This window comes from Streptomyces yongxingensis (assembly GCF_055597465.1).
The window spans coordinates 11,077,761-11,101,138 of record NZ_CM145717.1 but is presented as its reverse complement, the minus strand read 5'-3'; the positions used below and the strand labels follow the sequence as shown (position 1 = coordinate 11,101,138).

Here is a 23,378-nt window from a genome sequence, read left to right as displayed (position 1 = left end):
TCTTGGGGGCGTCGAGGATCTGGTAGAGGGTGAGTGCGGTCCAGGTGCTTTTGGGGCCAGCCGTTGTTCGGTGAGGAAGGCGTGGGCGGCGGTCACGAGGGTGACGTGGTGGTGCCAGCCGGGCCAGAACCGGCCTTCGAAGTGGTCCAGGCCCAGGCCGTGCTTGAGTTCGCGGTAGTCGTGCTCGATGCGCCGGCGGACCTTGGCCAGGCGGACCAGGTCGGCGATCGCGGTGTCGGCCGGCAGGTTGGACAGCCAGTAGTCGGTGGGAGCCTCGGCCTCTTCGGGCCATTCGACCAGCAGCCAGCAGTCGGGCAGGATGCCGTCCCACCAGCCCTGTTCGGCCGAAGCGGCGGCCCGGATAGGGCGCTCGACGGCGTTGCCGGCCGGGCGGACGCGCACGGCGGCGAAGCGGGAACGTAACTCGCCGCGTGAGCCCTGCCGCCAGGCGAGGGAGGTGAACGCCTCCTGCCCGAGGCCGGTGGCAAGGGCTGCCACTGAGAGTGCGGGGTGGCGGTAGCGGGGCTGGGGCCAGCAGCCGACGGGGCCCTTGCGGGCCGGGGCTGTCGGTTGGGTGTCGAATGGATGGGCGGTCACGTCCGCGCGGACGGCCAGCGTGTAGTCGATTCCCCGCTCTGCCAGGCCGGCCCGCAGGTGGGCGTTGGTGCCGTAGGCGGCGTCGGCCACCACGGCCGACGGCCTCATGCCCCATCCGGCCAGCGTGTCGAGCATGTCCAGAGCCAGCCGCCACTTCTCGCGGTGCCCGGCCTCGGGCGGGATGCGGGTGACGGTCCTGCGGTCAGTGTCCGCCGCCCACTCCTTGGGCAGGAACAGCCGCCACTGAAGTGGACAGGAGGCCGTGTCACTGGCGGCGTGGACGCTGACCGCGACCTGGCAGTTGGCGCGTTTGCCCAGAGCTCCGCAGTACTGCGGAGCCACGGCGACCGACATTCTTCCGTCCATGGGCAGCGACACGTCGTCGATCACCCAGGCCGTCGGGTTGACCAGTGGCAGCACGCGTTCGCAGATCCGCCGCTGCACCGGCGCCGGGTCCAGGTGGACTGGTTCACGAACTGCTGCAGGTTCTGTTCGTTGCCGTCCGGCAGCCGCGAGGCCATGGCCTGGATCGACTTGCGGCGGCCGTCCAGCATCAGTCCCCGCAGGTAGCAGTCGCTTTTGGCCCGCTGGTCCTTGCGCACCGACGCGAACACATCAGCCACGAATAACGCCAACTTCGCCCGGACACGGTTCACTTCATGTGCGTCCATCCACCCAACATGCCTTGGAACAGGCCGAACCGGAAGACTTAACGGAGTCCTACCAGTGGCCTTCCCGGTGACCACCCTGGCCTACGCAGTGGTGGTGGAGTCCTTCGCGCGGCGCTTCTCGGACGGTGTAACCGGTGCCTTGTCCTTCCTTCCGTTGGGACTCGCCCTGGCCGCGTTCTGCACACTGCTGTCGGTGGTGGCCGGATTCGTGCCGGGCTATGTCTTCGGCCTCATCGCCGGGTACGGAACGGCCGACGAGGCCAGGCGTCGGCTTGTCGGACGAGGACGAAGGACGCAGCGTGCTCGCGGGAACGCTCTGCCTGCTCGCTGTCGCGCTGCTGGCCTGGGTGGCCCTGGAGCGTACGCATGACGGGACCTGGCTGCCCGTGCGGATGCTGGACGCCGTGCTGTCTGCCGTCTTCTTGCTGAGCGTGCAGACTCTCGTCTTCGGGCTGATACCGCTGCATATGACGGACGGGCGACGCCTGCTGGCCTGGAGCCGTCCTGCCTGGCTGGGCGTCTACGCGGTGGCGGTGATCTGCTTCGTGCACCTGCTGGTGCTGAACCGGCGGGACGTGGTGAGGCAGGGCACCGCACCCGCGTTCGCGTCCACACTCGCGCTGTTCATCGGCTTCGGCGCGCTGTCTCTGGCCTTTTGGGCCTACTTCCGCTGCCGCCCGCCGCAACCCGCCCCGGCCGATCCGCCGACTCCTCCCGCCCCGCCGGACCCGCCCGCCGCCACCGGGAGCCAACCGTAGGCGTGTCGCGTACACGGGCGCACAACTCAGCCGGAGGAACGGATGGCAGACAGCAGTGCGGGGACTCCGGCCCCGCGCCCTGGAGGACGTCGCGGGTTGCTCGTCGTCCTGGCTCTGGTGGTCGTTCTTCGTGATGATCCTCGTCCTTGCCCGATGCGTCAGCTCGGTCGACGGACCATCCGCGTCATCGACGGGCCCGTCCACCTCAACCTCGACGCAGTCGAGTGACAGCTCGGCGTCCCGTGCGACCGCGACGATGTCAGGCGGCAGCTCCCCTCCCGCCGCGACCCCGGACGACCTCGCGTCCCGACGCCCCCACCGGCGACCTTGTCATCAACGGCGTCAAGCGCGGGATCACCAGCGCGGCGGTGTTCGACAAGTACTCCTTCGACTGGGACAAGATCGTCACCGTGAGCGCGGTCGTGTTGGACGCCGTCCCCAACGGCCCCGTCATCTCTTCCTGACGCTGCTCGGAGGCCACTCATGCCGTAGGGCTTGGCAACTGGGTGCTGCGGCCAGGGCAAGGCGGTCTGCTCCCCCGTCGCCTCGTTTGCAGCAGGTCTTTCTCCTGCGCCCCGCCGGACGGCGAAGAGCCCTGCACCCTCCTGGGGAAGGCGCAGGGCTCCTGATCGCATCCCATGAAGTGGTGTAGCCGGGCGGGGTCCCGGAACACACGGGTGTCTGCCCGGGGCGTGCATCCGTTGGTGGTGCATCTCCCTGAACAAGGGCCGGCCATCGCGCAAGTCTCCCTGACAACCGACCAGTTCAACCGCAGGAGCACGCGATGGCCTGTCCCAGTCTGAGCTGATGTCATTGCCACCGGCATCTCCGTCACGGGGCACCGCGAGATCCTCGAGCTGATGGTCGGCGACAGTGAGTCGAAGCCGTATTGGACGAAGTTCCTGCCCTCGCTGCGGGCCTACGGCCTGGAGAACGTCCAGCTGGTCATCTCCGACAGCCACAGCGGTCCGGTGGCGGCCATCCGCACCGTTTTCCTCGCCGCGGCCTGGCTAAGGTGCCGGGTTCACTTCGTCCGGAAGGGCGTCCAAGCCAGAAGTCACACTCAGGCCAACGGACGCAACGTCACCCACTGACATGGAGCCCACCAGTCCCAAGGTCGGCTATGCCGGGTCTTCGAAGTTGAGCGGTGTGTGGCCCTGAGTGGGCTGATCGGCTGTCACGTTGTGTGAGTCCCGGGGTGTTGGGTGGCCCCGACAGCAGGACGCCCGTGGGTGATCATTTCTGTTCTCTACGCAGAACGATCACCGGAAACCACGGGCTTGGACAACGATACCGATGCGATGTTGCTGCTCGGCCTGGACGGCCTGGCCGTCGCGACGGTGGAGCGGCTGGAGGACGGCACCCGCAGGGTGCATCTGGTCACCACGGACCACGGCGCGCGGGCCTGTCCCGCGTGCGGGGTGTTCGCCACGAGGGTCAAGGGCCCGGCGGTCACCCGGCCGCGTGATCTGCCGGCTGGCGGTGGCCGCTTCCGCCACAGTCAGGCCCCGGCCGAGATGGCCGCCGAAGCGGCTGCGGGCGGATCCGCGGGTCAAGGTCGTGGTCTGCGACGTGCGCGGCCGGATCAAGGCCGGCGCGGCCGAGGCGGTGGGCAGCGGCCGGCTGCTCGACGCCGACGGCGCGGAGAAGGTCCGCCGGCTGCTCGGCCGCAAGTACCTGCTCGCCCGCCTGGGTGACCTGTACGCCAACGTGACCGGGCGGCGGCGCCGCCACCCGATCGTCGCCCTGGAGAACACCTTCTGAGTCGACGCCCCAGGGCGTGGCAAGGCACCCGTCCGCGACGGATCATAGCAGGTGGGAGGCCTGTTCGGGCCGGCCGATCCAATAAGTCTACGAGTGTATACTTGGAGATGTGGCCGGCCGCCGCTCGCACGAACAGGGCGCGAGGGCAGCCCGGCCGACGGAAAGGACTCAGCACCATGAACCTCGATCTCACCGGCAAGCGCGCACTCGTCACCGGCTCCAGCGCAGGGCTCGGCGAGGCGACCGCCAGGATGCTGGCAGCCGAGGGCGCCGCCGTGGTGATCCACGGACGCGACAAGGACCGCGTGGAGGCCGTCGCGGCGGCGATCCGCGCAGCCGGCGGGACGGCCGACACCGCGCTGGGCGACCTGGCCACCGACGAAGGCGCCGCCGACGCCGCCCGGGCCGCCACCGCCGACGGACCCGTCGACATCCTCGTCAACAACGCCGGTTTCTACCGGCACCTGTCGTGGGCGGACGCCACTCCCCAGGAGTGGAACGACACCTACAACGTCAACGTCGTCTCGGGGGTGCGGATGATCCAGCACCTGGTCCCGGCCATGCGCGAACGCGGCTGGGGCCGCGTGATCACCATCGGCGGCGGACTCGCCTCCCAGCCGATGAACACCCACCCCCAGTACAACGCGACCCTCGCCGCCCGGCACAACCTGGCGGTCTCCCTGGCCCGCGACCTCAAAGGCACCGGCGTCACCTCCAACGTGGTCTCCCCCGGCGCGATCCTCGTCGACAGCGTCAAGACCCTCGTCACCCAGATCGGACCCGACCGCGGCTGGGGGCAGACCTGGGACGACATCCACCCCAACGCCGTCGAGGCGCTCATCCCCAACGACCAGAACCGCTTCGGCGAACCCGACGAGATCGCCGCGGCCGTCGCCTACCTGTGCGGGCCGCACGCACAGTACGTCAGCGGAGCGACGATCCGGGTGGACGGCGGCCTGATCCGCTCGGCCTTCTGAGTCAGCGACATCCCGGCGGACCCGGCACGGCGGCGACGGCGCATCCGCCCGCTACACCTCGCCGCCCCCGTCCTCGGCGCTACGGGGCTCGGCGCCACGAGCCTCCGCCCCGTCCGTGACCGGCTGGAGCATCGCGGCCAGCAACTCCGCCAGCCGGTCGTCGTCGGCGTCCGCCAGCGCGCCGACGCCGACGACCGTGCGCAGCAGCCACGTCCCCGCGGCCAGTGCCAGGCCCAACTGGGCGCGCAACTCGGCCTCCGGGCCGCGGATCAGTCCCGCCAGCCGGGCGCCGACGTGCGTCTCGATCCCCTGCCGGAGGATGGCGGCGGCCTCCGGGTCCGACGCGGAGCGGAGCATCAGCAGGAACGGGTCGAGGCGCTCGGCACCCGCACTCGTGCGCTCGGCGAGCGACCGGGCCATCGCCCCCGTCAGGCCACGGGATTCGGTGCCCACCACCGTCGGCGGCCCGAAGAGGCGATCCACCGCCTCGGTGAACAGGCCCTGCTTCGATCCGAAGTAGCGGTTGATCATCATCGCCGTGACGCCCGCGCGCTCGGCGATCTGCCGTACCCCGGCCCGGTCGTACCCGTGCTCGGTGAACTCCACCACCGCAGCCGCCAGGATCGCTTCGCGTGTCGCCACCGCATCCCGCCGGCGAGGCGCCTGTCCACCACTCATGGAACGAGCATACGACCCGCCATCTACGACCGTAGACAACCGGCCGACCCAGCGGGCGGCCCAGCCGGCGGCCGCACCCACGGCGAAGGGGCCGGTACGCGCGCGCGTACCGGCCCCTTGCGATGTCCCGCCGTGCCCGCGTTACTGGGTCTTCGATTTTAGGCGGTGCGGAGGTGTCCGCGGGCTCGGCGGGTGGTGACGCAGCGTGTGCGTAGGCGTTGGTTGGTGGGGTTGCGGAAGCCGTGGGCTGCGCGGGCGACGAGCTTGATCACGCGGTTGATGCCTTCGCTTTTGGCGTTGCTGTGGCCGGTGTGGATGAACGCTTCGATCTCGGCCCACCAGCGGTCGATGGTGGTGGCGAGCTGGCGGACCTCGGGGATGTCGGAGTCGACGCACCAGGTCAGGAACTTCCAGCGCAGGTGTCCGATGTGGCTCCGGTCGGCGCTGGTGCGGGCTGTGGCGAGCAGGTCCCGCAGCCGCTCTTTGGCGATCCAGGCGGTCAGCAGCGTCATACCGAGGGTGCCCGCGTTGATCAGTGCGTTCCACATCGTGCTGAACTGGGCGTCTGTGAGGTCTTCGCGGTTGCGCAGGAGCCGGCGGCGGGCCTTCCACTCGGGATCGGTGGCCCGGCCGCGCCTGCCGCGCAGGCTGGCGGTGGTGCGGCAGCGCACGATGTTGAGCATCTTGTTGGCGAGCTGGACGACGTGGAAGTGGTCGACCACGACGGTGGCGTGCGGCAGGCCGGTGCGGATGGCGGCGCGGTAGCCGGCGGACATGTCGATGGCGACGTAGTGGATCTGCTTGCGCCACTGCAGATCGGTGCCGGCCAGCCAGGCCAGGACGTCGCTGGGCGCGCGGCCTTCGATCTGGCCGAGCAGGCCCTGCACACCGAATGCGTCCACGAAGCCGGTGTGCCAGCGGTCGACCACCGGCTCCCACCGGCCGGTGTCCGGGTTCTGCCGCCACTGCGCGCGGCCGCGGCGGGTCTCGTCGATCCCCAGCACCGTGACCGGCTCCAGCGCGGCAGCGGTCACTTGCTGCCCGGCGGTGCGGAAGGCGTCCATCACCGTGGGCCAGGACAAGCGCAGGTCGCGGGCTGCCTGCACGACGGTGGACCCGGCATCGCGCACCCGCCGCCCGGCCGCCTCCCGCAGTCGGGTGGTGATCCGTGCCCCGGTCGGGACCTGGCTCACCTGCTCGGTGAACGACTTCCTCGGGCACAACGGCTCAGTGCAGTACCAGCGTCGCTTGTGCCACACCAACTGCAGGTCGCGCTCACCCCAGGGCAGATCACGCGGCCGGGTGACCGCCGGGCCCTTGACCCTCGTGGCGAACACCCCGCACGCGGGACAGGCCCGCGCGCCGTGGTCCGTGGTGACCAGATGCACCCTGCGAGTGCCGTCCTCCAGCCGCTCCACCGTCGCAACGGCCAGGCCGTCCAGGCCGAGCAGCAAAACACAACGTGACAGTCGATCAGCCCACTCAAGGCCACACACCGCTCAACTTCGAAGACCCGCTATGCCGCCCGCCTGGCACCGGCCCTCCCCGCCGGGCCGCAGGGCCCCTATCCGTACCAGGGAAGAGTAGGGGGCACATCTCGGGAGTATTCCGCAGGCGCAGGAACCACGGCGTGAGTGGGGCGAGTTCGGCGACGGTCAACGCCATCACGGATTGCTCCCACGCGTGGCGAGGCCTTCCCCGAACCGCCTCTGATCAGCTACCGCCGGCAGCGTAGATCGCCGGGCGGATCGGTGCCGACCACCTCACGCCACTCCGAGGCACTCAGATCTCGGCTGGCGAATCGGCACGCAAGATCGAGCAACGCCCGATCGTTGATCGCCCAGCGGGCCACCTTGCCGTTCGGCGAGGCCGCGATCAGTTCACCGGTCTTCCCGACGCCTACGAGAGCGGTCGCACCCCAACGGTCGTTTGCGAACGTCCTACCCACCGGAACATCGAGTTTCCCGAGCGTTGCGCCGGTGTCGATATCCATCAGGACCACGTTGCCGTCATTGCGCAACCAGCCGACGAACGACGTGCCCGGCACCCACGCCATCGGAATGGAGAATTCGGTATCGCCGGAGATCCTCCGGATCAGCTCGGTTCCGGGAAGGTCCCGAATCTCCAGCGACCCACCAGGGCGGCCGACAAGCAGCCGATTGCCCGCGAACGCGACCGAACTGACTTGGCCCGGGACATTGACCTTTCGTCTTTGCTCGCTATCGGCGACGGTAAGGTGACCACTCCCACCCTCATCCGGGGTGATCCATGCGGCGTACCGCCCCTCAGGCCTGATCGCGGCTATGTGAACCTTCTCGGGGCCGCCCTCTTGGACGATGTTGCCGTTGACATGGTTGATATAGAGCTTGTCCCTGAGCCGTAGGTTGCTCATGCCGCCATATTCACTGACCGAGGACAGCCGCTCGCCATCGGCGGTCAATCGTGCGGCGACGTCGTATGCCCCTTGCCCCTTGACGAGTTGCTTAGTGTGGCTGCCCTGGACCGTGTAGAGAGAGCCGAGGTCATCGATCAGCACGGGCGTGCCATCCGGCGTCCAGTCGGGGAAGAAGGTGCTCGGTCCCCGTGTCGGGTCCGAGACAGTCGGAGGTGAGGTCACGGTTATCGATGCGTCCGGGCCACGGCGCAAATCGTGCAGCACGATATCACCCCGTCCTCCCACGATCAGTGCTCGCCGGCCGTCGGGTGAGATTGCCATGCGGGTCTGTTGGCTCGAACGCGGCGTATCAGGTACTTCCAAGTTTCCGGCATCCAGCCGAATCCTGGAACGCTGATCCGGGTCCCACAGCGATAATGTCGTGCCCTTTGCGGAGACGAGCCGGTTGGATTCACCGATGAACGCCAGTTGCTCGGCGCCGCCACCGCCGGTCAACTCGAGGCTGGCATCGCCATCACGTTTGGCAACGGGATCGGCAAGAAATAGCCGCCCGCCGCCGGCGGCGGCGACCTTCTTACCGTCACCACGAATCGCGAGCGCGGCTGGAGTGAACCCGCTACTGAACTTGAAGTGAGTCCATGCGTCGGGTGGGCCGGCCGTCGATATGACGTCCCCGCCGCCGTAGCCTACGTAGCCGGTGAATGAGCCATCTCCTGACGTCGCGCGCTCACCCCACGTCGGAGGAAACACCTGCTCGTCCTGCCGGTAGATAACCCGGAGGTCGGGCAGGCGCAGGCGCCGCCACCTACCCGCTTCGTCGACCAGTGCGATCGTGTGTGGGCCGGAGAAACCCACCTTGTCCCAGGAGCCGTCGGATTCGATCTGCCTTGTCTGCCGCCCGGTCGACGCCTCGAACACACTAAGCCGATGAATATCGCTCAAGGGATCGGGGAGCACGACGACAATCGCACCATCCGGTGAGACTGCAATCGGTCCAGGTGCGGGGTGGCCCAGCCTCTTCGGTTCCTTTCCGGGGCGCCAGAGCACTGCGTTCCGACCATCGCTGGCCACCACGACCGAGCCCTCGTCGTCGGTCGCGATGTCGGTGATCGGGCTTTTACCCAGTCGCGTTTCGGTGGTCGTGTCACTGCGCGGATCCCACCGAATCAGCCGGCCATCGGTGCTGCCAGCGAACGCGACCCCGCTCGCGGAAGCGACAAGGGACGCGACGGGGGCGGCGAGCGCGCGTTGGCGGACCAAGTCCGGATTGTCATTGAGTACACGGAAGAGTGCTGATCTGGTTTGCGAATCCGGGTTGAGCCTGTAGCCCTCGGCCGCAAGCAGGGCGGCTTTCGCCGCATTTTCCGGTGCTTCGTTGACTGCGGTGGAGGCCAACAGTCGCGCGGTCGCCGTTCGGGCTCGCTCGGCGGCGAGTTGTCTCTGCACGAACGCGACGATTCCCGCACCGACGGCGATCAACAGCAGGACGGACAACAGCGCGATGACATTCCGGGCACGTCGTCGCTCGCGCTGTCGCCGACGATGATGCTCGCCAATTACTTCGTCCTTGTCCACACCGCGCAGCGGCGCGGAGAACTCGGCCAGCGCTTCCTGCACTCGGGGGTCGTGCAAGTCGAGTTCGGGGAGCGCACGCACGTCCCGCAGGCCGACGACGCTGACGCGCTGCTGGATCAGGTGCCGTTCCCGCCTCCATGCTTGATCACAGCCAGAGACAGGGAGAACCCCGAATGGAACCAACGACACACAGCGGACGTGATCTGCCACCCGTCGGGCCGAGGCCAGTGCTCACCACACCACGCCTCCGTCTGCGCCCGCTCTCCGAAGCCGACACCGACTGGTGGGTGCGTCTCCACATCGATGACCAGGTGAACCAGTTCGTCGGCGCCTACACCCACGAGCAGGCCACAGCGCGTCTCCGCGACATCCGTCAACAGTGGGTTCAGCGCGGCCACGGCCTGTGTGCCGTCGAACTGACCAGCACCGGCGAGGCGATCGGGCGCTCCGGCCTCAACTGGTGGGAGACGCTCGGCGAGACCGAGATCGGGTGGACCTTCGCCCGAGCGCACTGGGGCCACGGCTACGCCACGGAAGCAGCACATGCCGTCCTCGCATAGGGCTTCGGCGCACTCGGGCTGGGACAGATCACGGCCATGATCCACCACGGCAATACCGCCTCCACTACCGTGGCCCGCCGCCTGGGATTCACACTTCTACGTGAAGACAGCGTCCTGAGCCGCCCCTGCACCGTTTACGCGCTGAGCAGCGACCGCTTCGCCGCACAGTGAAGGCCGAGCGGCAACGGGTGATAGCCCACCTGCCCTCAAAGACCTGCTCCCGCGGTGCCGGGAGAGCGCCGGAGCGCATGACGAATCTGGGGGTCACCGTGGAGCGGGCGGACCACGGCTTGGTCCAGATGCACGCGGAGACCGGCGCGCCGCCAGTAGATGTCGACCACGGAAGCGACCGGCACGCCATCGGGCTGGGCAGAGTCGAAGCGAGTCCGCTCGCGCTGGCCGTGCAGCCAGGTGGCGGCCGGTGCCGGACACGGCGGACGAGGAGGAGCGGGCTCAACCTCCCGACCCGCGGGTCTCCGCACGCGCGCGCTTGACCGCCTCGTGGGTCCATACGGGCAGTACGTCCAGACGTTCTTTCTCGATGTCGCGCTCGAAGCGTCTGCGCTCTTCGTCCTCGGTGTCCGGGGGCTGGGTCGGTGGGTGCTGCTTCGGGTGGCCCGCCACACTCACCACGTATGTGCTGCCTCCGGCGAGGCCATCCGTGTCGTCTCCGGCGTTGAGGCGTTGCCGCACCTCGAATCGGTACTCCGCGCCTGCCGGTAGACGCCCCGTCGCCGCTCGGACGCTGAGGTATGCGGCGGCCTTCCCGAAGGCCGGAAGCAGGACTCCACGGACGCCTGCCGACGCCGAGGGCTCGGCCCGGTGGACGATGGGCGCGAAGGACGGCAACTCGATCACGGGCGTCCCTTCCGGGACGCACAGCATTGTCGGGCGCCGGATCAGCCGCGCGGCCACGTTCCGCAGCACGCACCGGAGCATGCTCCACACCTGCCGGAGCCAGCGGATCCAGCTGCGTGGCCGGATCCCCCGGGGCCTGGTCGGCCACCGTGTGGGGAGGACAGGGCTGACGGGCAGGTCTGCCCGTCGGGCTTTGCGGCGTGCGGAGACTCCGAAGAGGGATTTCTTCAGCGGCTTTTCGGTACGAAGAGGCGTCAGCAGGAAGGTGACCTCCCATTCGCGTGGGAGGCCGCGGAGGTCGAACACGAGATCCGTTCGCCGTTCCCCCGCGGTCGGGTTGTGGAACTCCACGTACTCGCGCATGCGCGCCCCACCCCTGCCAGGCACGGGTTCGGGCGGGATACGAGGGCCGGCGTGCAGGTTCTTCTGCCCGACCTGACGGTTGGTCGGGGCGATCTCGTCCACGTTCATCCGCACGTTCTCCCCGACCGGTGCCGCGGGGCTGTGGACGAACGCCACCATGCATACGTGGCCGTTGTCCGCGGTCGGCAGTTCGGGGATGAACCACGCCCAGGAAGCGACCTGTGGGTGGGCCGCGTCGATGCCCGGCAGCGTCTGGGGGACTCCGACGGCCTTCCACGGACTGTCCGCCGGCAGGTTGGGGGTGATGGTGCCGTCGCTGGAGAACTGGCTCCAGAACGGGAACGCGTTGCCCATGGAGGGGGACGTGGCCAACGAGGGCAGTCCGGCGGAGGCGTTGCAGTAGATCGCCCACACCTGCACCCCGCTGGCCGGCGTGCTGCTCCTGTTGTGGACCTGCACGTGTACCAGGGCTTTGCCGGCCTGCGGGAGATCGGAGCCGCTCTCCCGGACCTGGTCGAACAGCACATGGCTGAGCGGGGGGACGGGGTTCGCTTCGGGATCCGTCTGGTAGAAGTCGCTGCCCCCCGGACCGCCGTGCCGTTGCCGCACGTCGATCTTGATGTCCTCACAGTGGTAGTGCCGGACCGTCTCCCTGGGCTTGTAGGGGTTGGGGAGGCCGTCCGGGGAGGGGTGGAGCCAGCCGATGTCGAGCAGGTTGTCCCGCACGTACAGATCCACCGGCGGGCTCGTGGCTCCCGGCGTCACGTCGACTTCCCACACCCCGCGCGTGGGAATCGCGGCACGCAACAGCACCCTGGGCGCGGTCGCGTTCCCGATGTTCCCGACCCACAGGTCGTTCACCTGCGGCCCGGGCAGTCCTGTGCTGATGTCCGAGAACTGCCATGCCGAGTCGGTCCGGCCGGCCCGGTAGACACGGGAGCCCACCGCCACGTACAGCAGGTCCGGGCTCAGGGGGTCGGCGACCACGGGGCCGTAGCCGGGGCCGTCCGGGAACCCCGTACTCGTCTGGGGCTCCCAACTGCCCCCGGAGACGCGGAAGAGCGGGGTGCGGGTACCGGAGGCGGTCGTGAGTGGCTGTGTGACGACGAACGCCTCGCCCGATCCGTTCACCGTCATGGAGCGGATCTCCACCGGTGACGGCCGGTTGGCGGAGATCTCGGACCACACCGTGGCCGGCCCGGCCGTCGAGCCCGTAGTGGTTCGCCACAGACGCCCGGTGTTCCTGGCGTCGCTGTCAGTGGCGCAGTAGAGGACGTCGGCGTCGCCCGGGTGGGCGGACACGAACGACACATGGCCGTACGGCACGAAGTCCTGGCTTGTCCGGGTGGCCGTGCCGTCCTGTGCGATGCGCGCGACCATCGCGCGGGTCAGGACAACCGTGGCACCGGCGGAGTGGCTCATGGTGAACGTTGCGGTGAAGGTGCTCGCCGTGGTCGCGGTGACGGTCACCGTCTCCGCGTTGGCGGTGCCGTCGTCGATCGTCGCGACGGACCCCACGATGATGTTGTTCATCGAGGCAGGCGTCACGACCTGTGGGGTGGGGGCTGCCGTGATGGCGGAGGTGAGCGTGGTCGATGTGTCCCGGACCTCCACGCCGGCGAGGCATCTGTCGTCCAGCCCGACGACGAACGGGCTGGTCGCTGCCATCAGCCTGCCGTCGAGTGTGGGAAAACTGGCGTCGAGTTGGGGCTCACGGTGATCGTCGAAGCGAACGACGCGATAGCCCGGCCAGCCGTCGTACAGCGCTCCCACGGCCCACAGGACCACTCCGTTCGGCCCCGGTGCCATGGCCACCTGAACGGCGTCGCCGTCGGAGAGCCCCCGCCACCCCAGTGCGCCCGTTCCCGCGTTCACGGCGGTGTCCTGGCAGCCGACGTAGGTGAGGGCGGGGAGTCGGCGATCGGAGGTGAACTGGTAGATCGCGCTGCTCTGTTTGCCGTGGTCGAGGTTCTGCCAGGCGGCCGAGTCCGAGAGCAGTTCGAGTTCGTTGAAGTCAGCCGGTGGCGCCTCGACCGCATAGGCCGGGTCCGCGAAGTTGGCGCTCTTCCCGATTCCCCCGTCACACCCGATGTAGGTCGCCGGAATCGAGCCAGGGGACGGGGCGAGGGGGGCGAAGGCGATGGCGTGCTGATCCTGGTGGAACGAGAGGTTTTCGTCGTGCCAGGTCCTTCCCGCGTCCTTCGAGCGCGCGAATTTGACGCTGCCGAACATCAGGATGTCGTTGACCCCGTCGCCGGGCGAGTTCGGGGCGACGGCGAACGACATGCCGTAGTAGTCGAAGGGTGATGGCTGTCCCGTCCAGGGGACCTGCGACCAGCTGACCAGCGGATCGGCGGTGGTGTGGAGCGACACGGACTCGCCTGCGCGGGTGTGCCAGGCGTAGACGCGCGACGGATCCCGCGGGCACAAGTCGAGCAGGATGATGTCGAAAGCCTCCGGGGCCATGGCCGACGCCGGGGTGTAGGCCGGGAGCCCGATCCCGGCCGCGCTGAGGTTGGTCCAGGCGGCGGCGCCACCCGCGGGGTCGGTCGTGTGGAAGATCCCGGTGCGTGTGACGCCCGCGTAGAAGTGTGCGGTGCCGGTTCGCGGAATCCAGGCGGCCTGCCCCCTGATGTGGCCGCCGAGGACCAGGCTCCAGCTGACGCCGCCGTCGGGTGAGCGGTAGAACCCGTCCTCCGTCGCCGCGTAGAGCACGGTCGTCGTCGGATCGGACGAGGTCCTGGGGTCCACGATCAGCTTGCGGACCCTCCCCCCGAGGGAGTGGCCCGTGCTCCAGGAGCCGGGTTCTCCGCGGTTGTCGGACACATGCACCGTGCGGTGCCAGTAGGTACCGAGGTAGATGATCTCCGGGTGGTCCGGATTCACGGCGACGCAGAACGGATCGACGTCGGGGTCCGTCTGTTGCAACGAGTCGGCGATCGGCGTCCAGGACCGGCCCTCGTCACGCGTCCGGAAGGCGGACGTGCCTCCGGACCCCGGCCGTTCGGTGACGTAGATCGTCGAGGCGTTCGTCGGATCCACCGCGATGTCCTGCACGAATCCCTGGCGTCCCGCTTCGTTCCGCCGGGACAACCGCTGGAAACCCACATCGCGTGGTGTGAACACGAAGTCCGGACCGATCGGCAGCCATTCCACCGCCAACACCTCGCTCCATCGACGTGTACGGCTGACCTGACCTGCTGAGCCTGATTGCGTCCTGTTTCAAGTGCATCACGACGAACGAGAGCCCGCGAGCCGGGCCCGGGGCGCGGCAGCGCGCGCCCGTCTGCGGGGTGTGCGGGGTGTGCCGGGTGCCTGCCCGGACATACATCTGCGGCCGGGAGTCTCTCATCATCGGCGCAGCGCAGGTCGACGTCCCCGGCCTGACAGGCCGGTAGCCGGAGCGGTCGGTGACCTGCACGGTCGCAGCATCGGGCTGACCCCAGGTGTCGGGACCGACGAAGCGTAACTCCGTGCCGTGCTTGGGCGCCCGCCCTGTGGCGGGGAAATCCACGGCACGGGAACGACGAGCGGACGCGTTCGGGGCATCGTTCGAGGCGGACGACGAGGGCCAGGGCGAGGCCGGCTACGACGAAAACGACGCCGATGAGTTCGGGGACCGAAGGGAGCCGTCCAGCAGCAGGAAGGACAGGTGCTCGTCGGTGTGTCCCGGGGTGGCCACGGCTCGCGGCGTCAGCCCGCCCAGGTCGGCTTCGTCGCCGTCCACCAGACCCTGGTGGACGCAGGCGCGGCGCGCGGCCGCCGAGGCCAGGATCGTGGCGCCTTCGTCGTGGCCGAGCTGGACGGCGCCGGAGAGGAAGTCGGCGTGCAGATGTGTGTCCGCGGCGAACGCGATGCGCAGCTCTCGCCGCTCGGCTGCTGCGTGCAGGGTGCGCGGGTCGCGGCCGGCGTCCATGGTCAGGGCGCGTCCGTCACCGAGGTCGAGCAGGTAGGCGCTGTTGCCCAGTCCTTGGTCGCCGAGCGGGATGAGGTGATCGTCCGCGAAGCCCGCGGCGTCCGCCAAGATCTTGGGAGTGGGGTGTGGTCACGACCCTCAGACTCGTCTACAGCAATCCATGGATTTATGGAGGATGTCATGCCGGAGCACACGAAGAGCGGGACGAAGGAGCGGCTGTACGACGCCTTCGCAGCCAGCGGAAAGGCCCTGGCCAGCGGAAAGCGTCTGGAACTGCTGGATCTGCTCGCCCAGGGCGAGCGCACCGTAGACGCGCTCGCGAAGGCGGCCGGGCTGAACCTGACCACCACCTCGGCGCACCTGCAGACCCTCAAGCAGGCCGGTTTCGTCGCCACCCGCCGCGACGGCGTGCGCATCCACTACCGGCTCGCCGGCGACGACGTCGCCCAGCTGTTCGCACTGCTGCGCAAGGTCGCCGAATCCCACCAGGCCGCCGTGCCCGCCGCCCGTGACGCCTACCTCGGCGAGGACAGCGCTACCGAGCTCGGCCGTGAGGAACTGCGAGTCCGTATCGCGGCCGGGGGCGTCGTCGTGCTCGACGTGCGCCCTGTGGAGGAGTACCAGGCCGGGCACATTCCCGGCGCCATCTCCATCCCGGTCGACGAGCTCGCCGAGCGGATCAACGAGCTGCCCGAGGACATGGAGATCGTCGTCTACTGCCGCGGCGAGTACTGCGTCCTGGCCTACGACGCCGTGCGGCTGCTGACCGACCGCGGCCGCCGGGCAATCCGTCTCAACGACGGCATGCTGGAGTGGCGCCTGTCCGAGCTGCCCGTCGACGCCGCCGAGCTGACGTGAGCGGCCCCGACCACGTGCTCCCGCCGCACCCGGGACTCGCGGGTGGGCCGGTGTATCTGGACTACAACGCCACGACCCCCGTCGACCCGCGAGTCAGCAAGGCGATGTGGCCGCACCTGACCGAGTTCTTCGGCAACCCCTCCAGCAGCCACCCCTACGCCGGCACACCACGACGGGCGCTCGCTGAGGCCCGAGCCCACGTCGCCGACCTGATCGGCGCCGCGCCAGGCGAGATCGTATTCACCGGCTCCGGTTCCGAGGCCGACCTGCTCGCGCTGCGCGGCGCGGTCCTCGCCTCCGGCCGCCCGCGTCCGCACCTGATCACCCAGGCCACCGAGCACCCCGCCGTACTGGAGACAGCGTCCGCGCTGGAGAGGCTGCACGGCACACGCGTGACGGTGCTGCCCGTCGATGGTGACGGGCTCCTCTCTCCGGCAGCACTGGCCGACGCGCTCACCGAGGACACGGTGGTGGTGTCGGTGATGGCGGCGAACAACGAGACCGGCGCCCTGCAGCCGGTCGCCGAACTCGCCGCCCTCGCTCACGAGCACGGTGCGCTCTTCCACTGCGACGCCGCCCAGGCCGTGGGCAAGATCCCCCTCGACGTCGGCGAACTGGGTGTCGACCTGCTCACGATCGTGGGGCACAAGATGTACGCGCCCAAGGGCGCCGCCGCTCTTTACGTGCGCGACGGCGTACGGCTGGAGCCGGTCGTCTACGGCGGCGGCCAGGAACGCGGCCTGCGGGCCGGCACCGAAAACGTAGCCCTGGCCGTCGTCCTCGGCGCCGCCGCCGAAATAGCGGCCGCCGACCTCGCCGCCGGCGCCCCAGCCCACATCGCGGCCCTGCGTAACGAACTCCACCAGCGGCTCACCGACGGGCTGCCCGGCCGAGTCCACCTCAACGGGCCCGACAAGCAGCGCCTGCCGAACACCCTGAACATCAGCATCGAGGGCATCCTCGGCCACGAGCTCCTCGCCGCCGCAGGCCAGATCGCGGCCTCCACCGGATCGGCCTGCCACAGCGGCACCCACACCGCCTCCCCCGTGCTGACCGCCATGGGTCTCGACCCAGCCCGCGCGCTCGGCACCCTGCGGCTGTCCCTGGGCCGCTGGACCACCCCAGACGACATCGAGACAGCGGCAACGGCCCTCATCCGGGCGGCTGCCGCGCAATGACCGGGTCGACCAGCCCGGTTCGGAGGAGTCCGACGACCGCGTTCCTCCTCGCCCGCTCCCTGCCCGTGCGGGTCCGCGCGCAGAACGACACCGCGCAGGCTGTCGCCGCCTTCCTCGCCACCCACTCGCGCGTCGCTCGCGTCCACTATCCGGGGCTGGCCACCGGGGAGCAGAAACGCATCGTGGACGCGCAGACGCGCGGCGGGGGCGGCATGCTCAGTCGCCGTCCTGGACGCGGACGCCGGGCTCGGTCGAACCACTTGCTGATGTCCGGCTGGATCACGGTGATGATGCGCACCGGGCCTCCTCGGCCGACTCCGCTCCGACCGGGTCATGCGACGGCCGACACCGCCGCGGGTCTACGACCCCAAAGGCGGCCGACCGCCCAAGCACGGCGGCGAGTTCGTCTTCGGCGGTCCCACCGCCTGGGGCACCGAGTCAGCCGTGACTGTCACCGACACCCGCCTTTACGGGAAGGCGACCGCGCAGGCATGGGACCGGCTGCGCCCGAGGCTGACCCGACGGAAGCAGCAGACCGGTGCACGCGGCTGCTGATCGCCGCCTATGCCGAGCCGGGTGCGCCGCGGCGTTGATCGACATGAGCCTGACCAGCAGTGTCGTCCAGAACTGCCCAGCTCACGGGGCTTGTAGCGGCGGCGGCCCACCAGGGCGTCGCGGGTGGAGCGCAGCTCCGGCGGGACGGCGTCCTCCACGGCAGGGACCTGTCCCGACCTCACGGCCTGCCGCAGCGCGACGACGTCCACTCCGCATCCGTTCAGGTGGAGGGACAGCGGGGCGTAGCACCGCCACACCTGTTTGCCGTGGTCGCCGGGGATGCGCAGGACGGGGCTTGTGGGCCTGGGGACCGAGCCCGCGGGCTCGGTCCCCAGGCCGGCCTTCAGGCGCCCGAGCCTTCCGGTCAGGGAGTTGTGCAGATGACGAAGGCTCTGATGGACTCGTTCACGGTGTTGGTGTTGGTACCGCGCACGATCCAGGAATCGCCGCTGGCGAAGGAGTCGGTGAAGAAGATCTTGAAGGCTGAGGTCGTACCACCCCCGCCTGTGGGTACCTGACCGGCTGGGCAGGCGACGCTGGCTACGACGTTCCCTCCAGGGGGCACGGTGACGAAGGGGCCGAAGAACTGCGAGTGCGGGGCCAGCAGTTCCGAGCTGGCATCTGCCTTTGCGGATGGAGCGACGTCCGCCTTCTTGCCGCTGGAGCGGTCGTCGGCGAGGGCGGTCGTGGTGCCCCCGATGAGGACGCCGGCAGCAGCGAGAGCGGTCAGAGCAAGGGTGGTCGCACGAACCATCCTGACCTCCTGAATCCGGGCCCCGCTCCCCTGATGGACGCGGAAGCTCCACCTCCGAAGCTACACAGCGGATCCAATTGACCACAGTGCGTACAGGTGGTGCGACGGGGGCGTGGAGGGGCACGGATGGCGGCCCACCTTCGCCCCGCTCCGCCAAGGCAGCGCGGCGAGGTCGCAGGCAGGTGAAGCGGGCGTTGAGGTGCGTCGGTATGACCTGTGCATGCATCGCGCCTGCTTCCGGTCACCCTGCCGAGGGCGGCGAGCCGTACGGCGAAGCGGCAGCGCACCGCCGTACGTCAGCGAACGGGCCTGTCGTACGGCAAGGCCAGGGCTCGGAAGATCGCCGAGGCGGTCATGCGGAGCGAGGCGGTGTCGAAGAACCGCGCGGCGGATCTGGTCACCATCGTGTTGACCCGCTCGAGGGGAGCAGCGATCCGGATGGTGCGGCCGGCGACGATGGGGGCGTTCTCGTCGATGGTCGTGGGGTACGTCGTGGCGGTTCCTCGGGGTTGGGGGCCGACGGCGGCCACGGTGCTCAGGTCGCTCGCGTCCGGCACGAGCAGCTCCGAAGCGTCGGCCTTGAGGTCGCTGACGATGGTGAGCAGGTAGCCGTCGTCCTCGGCGGTCCCGCCTTCGGCGGGGGCGAAGACGGCCTCGCCGGGCATCCGGCCCTCACCGTGCACGAGCAGCCTCTCCTGGCCGGTTCGCGTGTCGAACTTGATGGTGTGGTAGCCCGACAGGCCCGCTCCGGGGAAGGCGATGGCGTAGCTGTAGCGGTAGGCCAAACCGGTGTGGGCGTCGTTGATCGACTGCCGTAGCCGGGGGCGCCGACCCACCACTTCCACGAGTTCTCCCAGGCGGAACGGTCGAAGCGCGGTGCTTCGAGGACGATTCGGCCCTGCGCGTCGGTGTACGCGTTGGTGACGTGCAGCAGCGCCGCCTGGTCGGGCACCTCGAACCAGGTGGTCCTGCCGCCGGCGCGCGGCATCACGCCGATGCGCAGCGGGACGTCGTCGTGCCAGCGGTAGGGGATGCCGGAGTGCTCGGCGTCGTCGAAGACAACCGGCGAGTTGATGAAGACGACATGCTCGCGGGTAATGGCGAAGTCGTGCATGAGGGAGGGGCCGGAGCCGTGGATGACCTGCGACGTGACGATGTCGCCGGAGGCGTCGGCCACGTAGTAGGTCAGGTACGGCGGGAAGGGGCCTTAGCCGAAGAAGTGCAGCTCGCCGCCTGCCCGAGGACGCTGATCTGCGGCGCGCGGACCCCCTCGCGCGGGAGATCTTCTCGGACGTCGCCAACAAGTGGGCGCTGCTGATCATCGAGGCGCTCGGCGAGCGCACCCTGCGTTTCAGCGAGCTGCGGAACGAGGTCGAGGGCGTCAGCCACAAGATGCTCACCCAGAACCTGCGCATGCTGGAGCGCAACGGCCTGGTCGACCGGACGGTGCACCCCACCGTGCCGCCGCGGGTGCAGTACACCCTCACCGAGCCGGGTCAGGGCCTGCGTACTGCGGTCGACGTCATATGCGGCTGGACCCACCAGCACCTCCGTCACATCGAGAGTGCACGCGGGCGTTTCGACGCCTGACGGGCACGCAGCGGCACGCTCGCCTTGCGCGCTTCCTTGTGACGTAACGTCGGGACTGTTGAAGCCTTCTCGCGTCGCCCAACCGATCCACCGTTCGGTCCGATGTGCCCGGCCTCGCAGCGAGACCGGGCACCTCTCGGTGATGCTATGGCGCCTTCGTGCCGCATCGGGAGGAGCCGGGTTCCGGCGCGGGGCGATCATCGCTCGGCATGAAGTCGCCGTGTAGGCCGACGATGCTGGGCGGTCTCTTCAGACTCCGGGGCACCTAGGTGACCGTCAAAGTCACCGGCCCACCCGGCATCGGGGTGCCGTTCGGGAAACCGAAGGACGAGGACTTGCGCGCCTGGTCGGACAGGCGCAGGGCGATGGTGTACGTCCCGGGGGCCACGTCGGAGGGGAGTGGGAAGGTGAGGGTCAACGGGCCGCTGAAGGTCGGTGAGGTACCGCCGGACACGGCCGGGATCCACTGCCCCGAGGAGTCGATCAGGTAGACGTCATAGCCGTTGACACCCGCGGTGGTGCCCGAGACGTTGACGGTGAGGCGGAGGTCCGTGAAGTGGTCCGTTGCCGGGATGGTGGTGGGCGAGAGCGTGGCCCGGTCGATCTGGGGCAGCACCGTGTCGGGTGCCGAAGCGATCGTCAGACCGGTCTCCGGTGCGCCGAACTCCGAGCCGTACAGGGCGACGTTCCCGGCGTTGTCCGTGATGGTCACGCCGGTGATGTCGCAGGTGAAGGCCCCCCGCGGCACGTCGTACTTCACCGAGACGGTCCCGTCCGCCGCGGTCGTCGCCGTGGTGGAGGTCTGCCGGCAGCCGTTGCCACTGCCGGAGTTCACGACCGCCGACGCGACCTCGCCCTGGTCCCCGTGGGGCCGGAAACCGACCTTGATCGTCCGGGCGCCGTGCCAGGTGTCGACCGGGTTCGGCGTCGCCGTGAAACCGTCCGCGGAGAGCACGTCATTGGAGGTGACGTGGACGGGGGCGGCTGAGAGGTTGTTGTAGGTGCTGGTGTTGCCCGCGTTGTCGGTGAGCTTGACCTGCGAGACGGTCCACGTGCCTGATGCCGCGTGCGCGGGGAAGGTCACGGACACGCGGCAGGACCCGGCGTACGTCTGGCCCCACTCGATGTAGCCACACCCCTGGTAGCCCGCGTCCCAGGTCCAATCGATCGCGAATGAGCCGGTCAGGTGCTGCCCGCCGGGGCCGGTCACCGTCAGGGTGCCGCCGGAGATGCCGGCCTGGGGGTCCTGCACGTCGAGATCGTAGGTCATGCTCGACGAGTCCTCGCCGACGTAGACGTACGGCTCCCGTTCGTGGTTCACCACGAGGTCGTCGTAGGTCGGGCCCTGTGTGTCGGCGAGCGTCTTCGCCTCGAACGTGTTGTGGAAAGCACCCAGCCGGCTGGCGTCCCAGTCCAGCGAGGTGCCCTCGGTATCCCAGGCATGTAAGCGGGTAACGGCCCAGGTCACCGACGTCCCGGCCGCGTGCTGCGGAACGGCCAGGGTCCACTCATAAGTAGCCTCTTCAGGCGTCGAACCGGGCACCACGGTGATGTCCTGGCCAGAGGAGCCCACGTCATAGGTCCCGACCAGCGGCACGCCCAGGTAGGTGCCGGCCGTCGCGCCCTGGCGGTGCAGGTAGACCCGCGCGCTCATGCCGTCGGTCTCCGGGGTGGTGTCCGTCATCGTCCAGCGGAGCGTGACGGTCTGGCCGCCAGGCGTCGCGTCCACTACGGACGGGGTGAAGTCCATGTCGGTCACGGCCATGGTGCCCGTCTCCTGCGCCACCGCGGTCCCCGTGATCGGCGTCAGGGCCAGCGCGAGCCCCACCCCGATCGCCGCGATCATCCGTCTCAGTCGTATGCGCAACTCTGGTCCCCTCATTCTGTTTTCCGTCGTGTCCCCGCACTCGGGGCAAGCGGACTGTAACAGTGCGGTGACTGATCTGTTCGGCTGCGCCCGTGCCAGCTCGCAGCGCACAACTACGGACCGCGCACCTGGCTGCGTTCGGTCGCCGACGGAGATGTCGCGTCCGCCGTGGACCAAGCGCTTGACCTCTTGGACCGCTTGGACCGCACCTGGGGTGAGACCGGTGAGACGCTCGTGGTCGTGGCCAGGGCCGGCACCCCGATGTGGCAGATCGTCCAACGCATCGAGAACCTGCGGACCGAGCGCGGCCGCGGGGGCCTCAGTCGCTGTGGGCGACCGGCTCGGGGTCGGCGTCGAGCGCATCGAGCACCGCGTCGCCGTTCGCCCTCGCCCACTCGGTCAGCATGTGGATCGGATCGATCAGCGTCGCCCCGAGCGGGGTGAGCTCGTACTCGACGCGGGGCGGCACCTCGGCGTAGGCGTGGCGGCGGATGAGTCCGTGCGCCTGGAGCCGTCGGAGCGTCTGGGTGAGCACCTTGCGGGAGATGCCGCCGATCAGCTCGATCAGCTCGCCATGGCGCACCGGGCCCTTGCTGAGGCCGTAGAGCACGACCACCGTCCACTTGTCGGCTGAACCCGCTGGAGGCGCGCCTGCGCGCCGGCGAGTTCCCCCCGCTGCTGGGCCGGCCGCCGTTCATCCTCGGCTGGGACATCAGCGGCGTGGTCGAGGAGGCGCCGCAGACGTGGCGGTTCAGACCCGGCCACGAGGTGTTCGGGATGCGCTGATCCAGATCGCGAAAGCGCTGGGCGCGCACGTGATCGCGACCGCCAGCGGGAGCAAGCGGGAGTTCGTCGAGGGGTTCGGCGCCGACGAGGTGATCGACTACACGGCGGTCGACTTCGCCGGGGCGGTCCGCGACATCGACGTCGTGCTCGACACGATCGGCGGCGACACCGTCGAGCGGTCGCTCGCAGTGCTCCGCCCGGGCGGGCACCTGGTGACGGCGGTCGCCGAGGAGGATGCGGAGCTCGCCGCCAGGTACGAGGCGGCCGGTATGCGCTTCAGCGGCATCGCGGTCGACCCCGATCCGGTCGCCCTGCGAGGTCTCGTCGAACTCGTCGAACAGGGCAGGCTCCGGGTCCACGTGCAGGAGACCTTCCCGTTCGAGCGCGTCGCCGACGCGCACCGGCTGCTCGACGGCGGTCACCTCCAGGGCAAGCTCGTCCTCACCCTCTGATCCCGTCGTGGGGCCTCGCGTGAGCGAGGAGTTCGCTCCCGAGTTGTTCGCGCCGTTGGTACGGCGGGATCAGCGTGAGAAGGGCCCGCTGTGCGTGCGGGGGCTGCTGCTGGAGGGCCGTCGCAAGTCAATGCGGCCGATGGCCGAGCGGCTCGGGGCGGACCATCAGCAGTTGCAGCAGTTCATGACGTCCTCGACCTGTTCCTGCCCGCCGCATGGGACACCC

Annotated in this window: 17 protein-coding genes and 7 pseudogenes; 13 read left to right on the top strand and 11 right to left on the bottom strand. The window is 69.4% G+C overall.

The window, feature by feature from the left end; genetic code table 11:
- A pseudogene (locus ACZ6TD_RS47205) lies at positions 1–1,268 on the bottom strand (IS701 family transposase); the annotation flags it as partial.
- Positions 1,269–1,567: 299 nt separating this feature from the next.
- On the opposite strand from ACZ6TD_RS47205, the gene ACZ6TD_RS47200 reads away from it, so the two are divergent.
- The 5 genes and pseudogenes from ACZ6TD_RS47200 to ACZ6TD_RS47180 all read left to right on the top strand — a co-directional run bounded on the left by ACZ6TD_RS47200 (position 1,568) and on the right by ACZ6TD_RS47180 (position 4,767).
- Positions 1,568–2,026 (top strand): hypothetical protein, encoded by a 459-nt coding sequence (locus tag ACZ6TD_RS47200; protein ID WP_471348331.1) that lies wholly within the window; start codon positions 1,568–1,570, stop codon positions 2,024–2,026.
- Positions 2,027–2,268: 242 nt separating this feature from the next.
- The gene (locus tag ACZ6TD_RS47195) at positions 2,269–2,490 is read left to right on the top strand and encodes a hypothetical protein (protein ID WP_471348329.1); all 222 of its coding nucleotides are present in this window, start codon (positions 2,269–2,271) and stop codon (positions 2,488–2,490) included.
- 339 nt (positions 2,491–2,829) lie between these two features.
- Positions 2,830–3,063, top strand: a pseudogene (locus ACZ6TD_RS47190) (transposase); the annotation flags it as partial.
- Between the two features lie 427 nt (positions 3,064–3,490).
- Positions 3,491–3,790: a PNPOx family protein gene (locus tag ACZ6TD_RS47185; RefSeq protein WP_471348327.1), complete on the top strand. Its 300-nt coding sequence runs from the start codon at positions 3,491–3,493 to the stop codon at positions 3,788–3,790.
- Positions 3,791–3,966: 176 nt separating this feature from the next.
- Positions 3,967–4,767 carry an SDR family NAD(P)-dependent oxidoreductase gene (locus ACZ6TD_RS47180; RefSeq protein ID WP_471348325.1) on the top strand — a complete coding sequence of 267 codons (801 nt, stop codon included), beginning with the start codon at positions 3,967–3,969 and terminating at the stop codon, positions 4,765–4,767.
- A 51-nt stretch (positions 4,768–4,818) separates the two neighbouring features.
- Here ACZ6TD_RS47180 and ACZ6TD_RS47175 read toward each other — a convergent pair whose 3' ends face one another.
- From ACZ6TD_RS47175 to ACZ6TD_RS47165, 3 genes are all read right to left on the bottom strand, one after another.
- The gene (locus ACZ6TD_RS47175; RefSeq protein WP_471348323.1) at positions 4,819–5,445 is read right to left on the bottom strand and encodes a TetR/AcrR family transcriptional regulator; all 627 of its coding nucleotides are present in this window, start codon (positions 5,443–5,445) and stop codon (positions 4,819–4,821) included.
- 158 nt (positions 5,446–5,603) lie between these two features.
- Positions 5,604–6,899, bottom strand: a complete 1,296-nt coding sequence (locus ACZ6TD_RS47170; RefSeq protein WP_471348322.1) for an ISL3 family transposase — start codon at positions 6,897–6,899, stop codon at positions 5,604–5,606.
- Positions 6,900–7,162: 263 nt separating this feature from the next.
- The gene (locus ACZ6TD_RS47165) at positions 7,163–9,457 is read right to left on the bottom strand and encodes a WD40 repeat domain-containing protein (protein ID WP_471348321.1); all 2,295 of its coding nucleotides are present in this window, start codon (positions 9,455–9,457) and stop codon (positions 7,163–7,165) included.
- A 131-nt stretch (positions 9,458–9,588) separates the two neighbouring features.
- Between ACZ6TD_RS47165 and ACZ6TD_RS47160 the strand changes: the two genes are divergently transcribed.
- Entirely contained in the window at positions 9,589–9,975 is a 387-nt protein-coding gene (locus ACZ6TD_RS47160) for a GNAT family N-acetyltransferase (RefSeq protein WP_471348320.1), read from the top strand.
- Between the two features lie 453 nt (positions 9,976–10,428).
- On the opposite strand, the gene ACZ6TD_RS47155 is transcribed toward ACZ6TD_RS47160, so the two are convergent.
- Both ACZ6TD_RS47155 and ACZ6TD_RS47150 read right to left on the bottom strand, forming a co-directional pair.
- On the bottom strand, positions 10,429–14,358 hold the full coding sequence (locus ACZ6TD_RS47155) for a WD40/YVTN/BNR-like repeat-containing protein (RefSeq protein WP_471358876.1): 3,930 nt from the start codon (positions 14,356–14,358) through the stop codon (positions 10,429–10,431).
- A gap of 424 nt (positions 14,359–14,782) precedes the next feature.
- On the bottom strand, positions 14,783–15,220 hold the full coding sequence (locus ACZ6TD_RS47150) for an MBL fold metallo-hydrolase (RefSeq protein WP_471348318.1): 438 nt from the start codon (positions 15,218–15,220) through the stop codon (positions 14,783–14,785).
- 72 nt (positions 15,221–15,292) lie between these two features.
- On the opposite strand from ACZ6TD_RS47150, the gene ACZ6TD_RS47145 reads away from it, so the two are divergent.
- The 4 genes and pseudogenes from ACZ6TD_RS47145 to ACZ6TD_RS47130 form a co-directional block, all read left to right on the top strand.
- Entirely contained in the window at positions 15,293–15,970 is a 678-nt protein-coding gene (locus tag ACZ6TD_RS47145) for an ArsR/SmtB family transcription factor (RefSeq protein ID WP_471348316.1), read from the top strand.
- Complete coding sequence (locus ACZ6TD_RS47140) at positions 15,967–17,148, top strand: cysteine desulfurase family protein (protein ID WP_471348314.1); 1,182 nt, start codon at positions 15,967–15,969, stop codon at positions 17,146–17,148. The genes ACZ6TD_RS47145 and ACZ6TD_RS47140 overlap by 4 nt, the downstream gene beginning before the upstream one ends.
- Positions 17,145–17,327: pseudogene (locus ACZ6TD_RS47135) on the top strand (PLP-dependent transferase); the annotation flags it as partial. The gene ACZ6TD_RS47140 and the pseudogene ACZ6TD_RS47135, both read left to right, overlap by 4 nt.
- Positions 17,328–17,451: 124 nt before the next feature.
- A pseudogene (locus ACZ6TD_RS47130) lies at positions 17,452–17,697 on the top strand (transposase); the annotation flags it as partial.
- A 370-nt stretch (positions 17,698–18,067) separates the two neighbouring features.
- Here the strand turns inward: ACZ6TD_RS47130 and ACZ6TD_RS47125 are convergent.
- The 3 genes and pseudogenes from ACZ6TD_RS47125 to ACZ6TD_RS47115 form a co-directional block, all read right to left on the bottom strand.
- Positions 18,068–18,457, bottom strand: coding sequence for a hypothetical protein (locus ACZ6TD_RS47125; RefSeq protein ID WP_191066255.1), 390 nt, complete (start codon positions 18,455–18,457; stop codon positions 18,068–18,070).
- A gap of 296 nt (positions 18,458–18,753) precedes the next feature.
- On the bottom strand, positions 18,754–19,302 hold the full coding sequence (locus ACZ6TD_RS47120) for a carotenoid oxygenase family protein (RefSeq protein WP_471348312.1): 549 nt from the start codon (positions 19,300–19,302) through the stop codon (positions 18,754–18,756).
- 59 nt (positions 19,303–19,361) lie between these two features.
- A pseudogene (locus tag ACZ6TD_RS47115) lies at positions 19,362–19,634 on the bottom strand (carotenoid oxygenase family protein); the annotation flags it as partial.
- Positions 19,635–19,690: 56 nt separating this feature from the next.
- On the opposite strand from ACZ6TD_RS47115, the gene ACZ6TD_RS47110 reads away from it, so the two are divergent.
- Positions 19,691–20,047, top strand: a complete 357-nt coding sequence (locus ACZ6TD_RS47110) for a winged helix-turn-helix transcriptional regulator (RefSeq protein ID WP_471358674.1) — start codon at positions 19,691–19,693, stop codon at positions 20,045–20,047.
- Between the two features lie 265 nt (positions 20,048–20,312).
- On the opposite strand, the gene ACZ6TD_RS47105 is transcribed toward ACZ6TD_RS47110, so the two are convergent.
- Both ACZ6TD_RS47105 and ACZ6TD_RS47100 read right to left on the bottom strand, forming a co-directional pair.
- On the bottom strand, positions 20,313–21,893 hold the full coding sequence (locus ACZ6TD_RS47105) for a cupredoxin domain-containing protein (protein WP_471348309.1): 1,581 nt from the start codon (positions 21,891–21,893) through the stop codon (positions 20,313–20,315).
- 340 nt (positions 21,894–22,233) lie between these two features.
- Complete coding sequence (locus ACZ6TD_RS47100; RefSeq protein WP_471348306.1) at positions 22,234–22,530, bottom strand: winged helix-turn-helix transcriptional regulator; 297 nt, start codon at positions 22,528–22,530, stop codon at positions 22,234–22,236.
- A gap of 14 nt (positions 22,531–22,544) precedes the next feature.
- On the opposite strand from ACZ6TD_RS47100, the pseudogene ACZ6TD_RS47095 reads away from it, so the two are divergent.
- Both ACZ6TD_RS47095 and ACZ6TD_RS47090 read left to right on the top strand, forming a co-directional pair.
- A pseudogene (locus ACZ6TD_RS47095) lies at positions 22,545–23,152 on the top strand (NADP-dependent oxidoreductase); the annotation flags it as partial.
- Between the two features lie 7 nt (positions 23,153–23,159).
- Positions 23,160–23,351: pseudogene (locus ACZ6TD_RS47090) on the top strand (transposase); the annotation flags it as partial.
- Positions 23,352–23,378 lie beyond the last annotated feature (27 nt).

Coding starts and splice junctions, on each gene's coding strand:
- ACZ6TD_RS47125 (WP_191066255.1), bottom strand. CDS start 18,457: ATGGTTCGTGCGACCACCCTTGCTCTGACCGCTCTCGCTGCTGCCGGC.
- ACZ6TD_RS47160 (WP_471348320.1), top strand. CDS start 9,589: ATGGAACCAACGACACACAGCGGACGTGATCTGCCACCCGTCGGGCCG.
- ACZ6TD_RS47175 (WP_471348323.1), bottom strand. CDS start 5,445: ATGAGTGGTGGACAGGCGCCTCGCCGGCGGGATGCGGTGGCGACACGC.
- ACZ6TD_RS47105 (WP_471348309.1), bottom strand. CDS start 21,893: ATGATCGCGGCGATCGGGGTGGGGCTCGCGCTGGCCCTGACGCCGATC.
- ACZ6TD_RS47145 (WP_471348316.1), top strand. CDS start 15,293: ATGCCGGAGCACACGAAGAGCGGGACGAAGGAGCGGCTGTACGACGCC.
- ACZ6TD_RS47180 (WP_471348325.1), top strand. CDS start 3,967: ATGAACCTCGATCTCACCGGCAAGCGCGCACTCGTCACCGGCTCCAGC.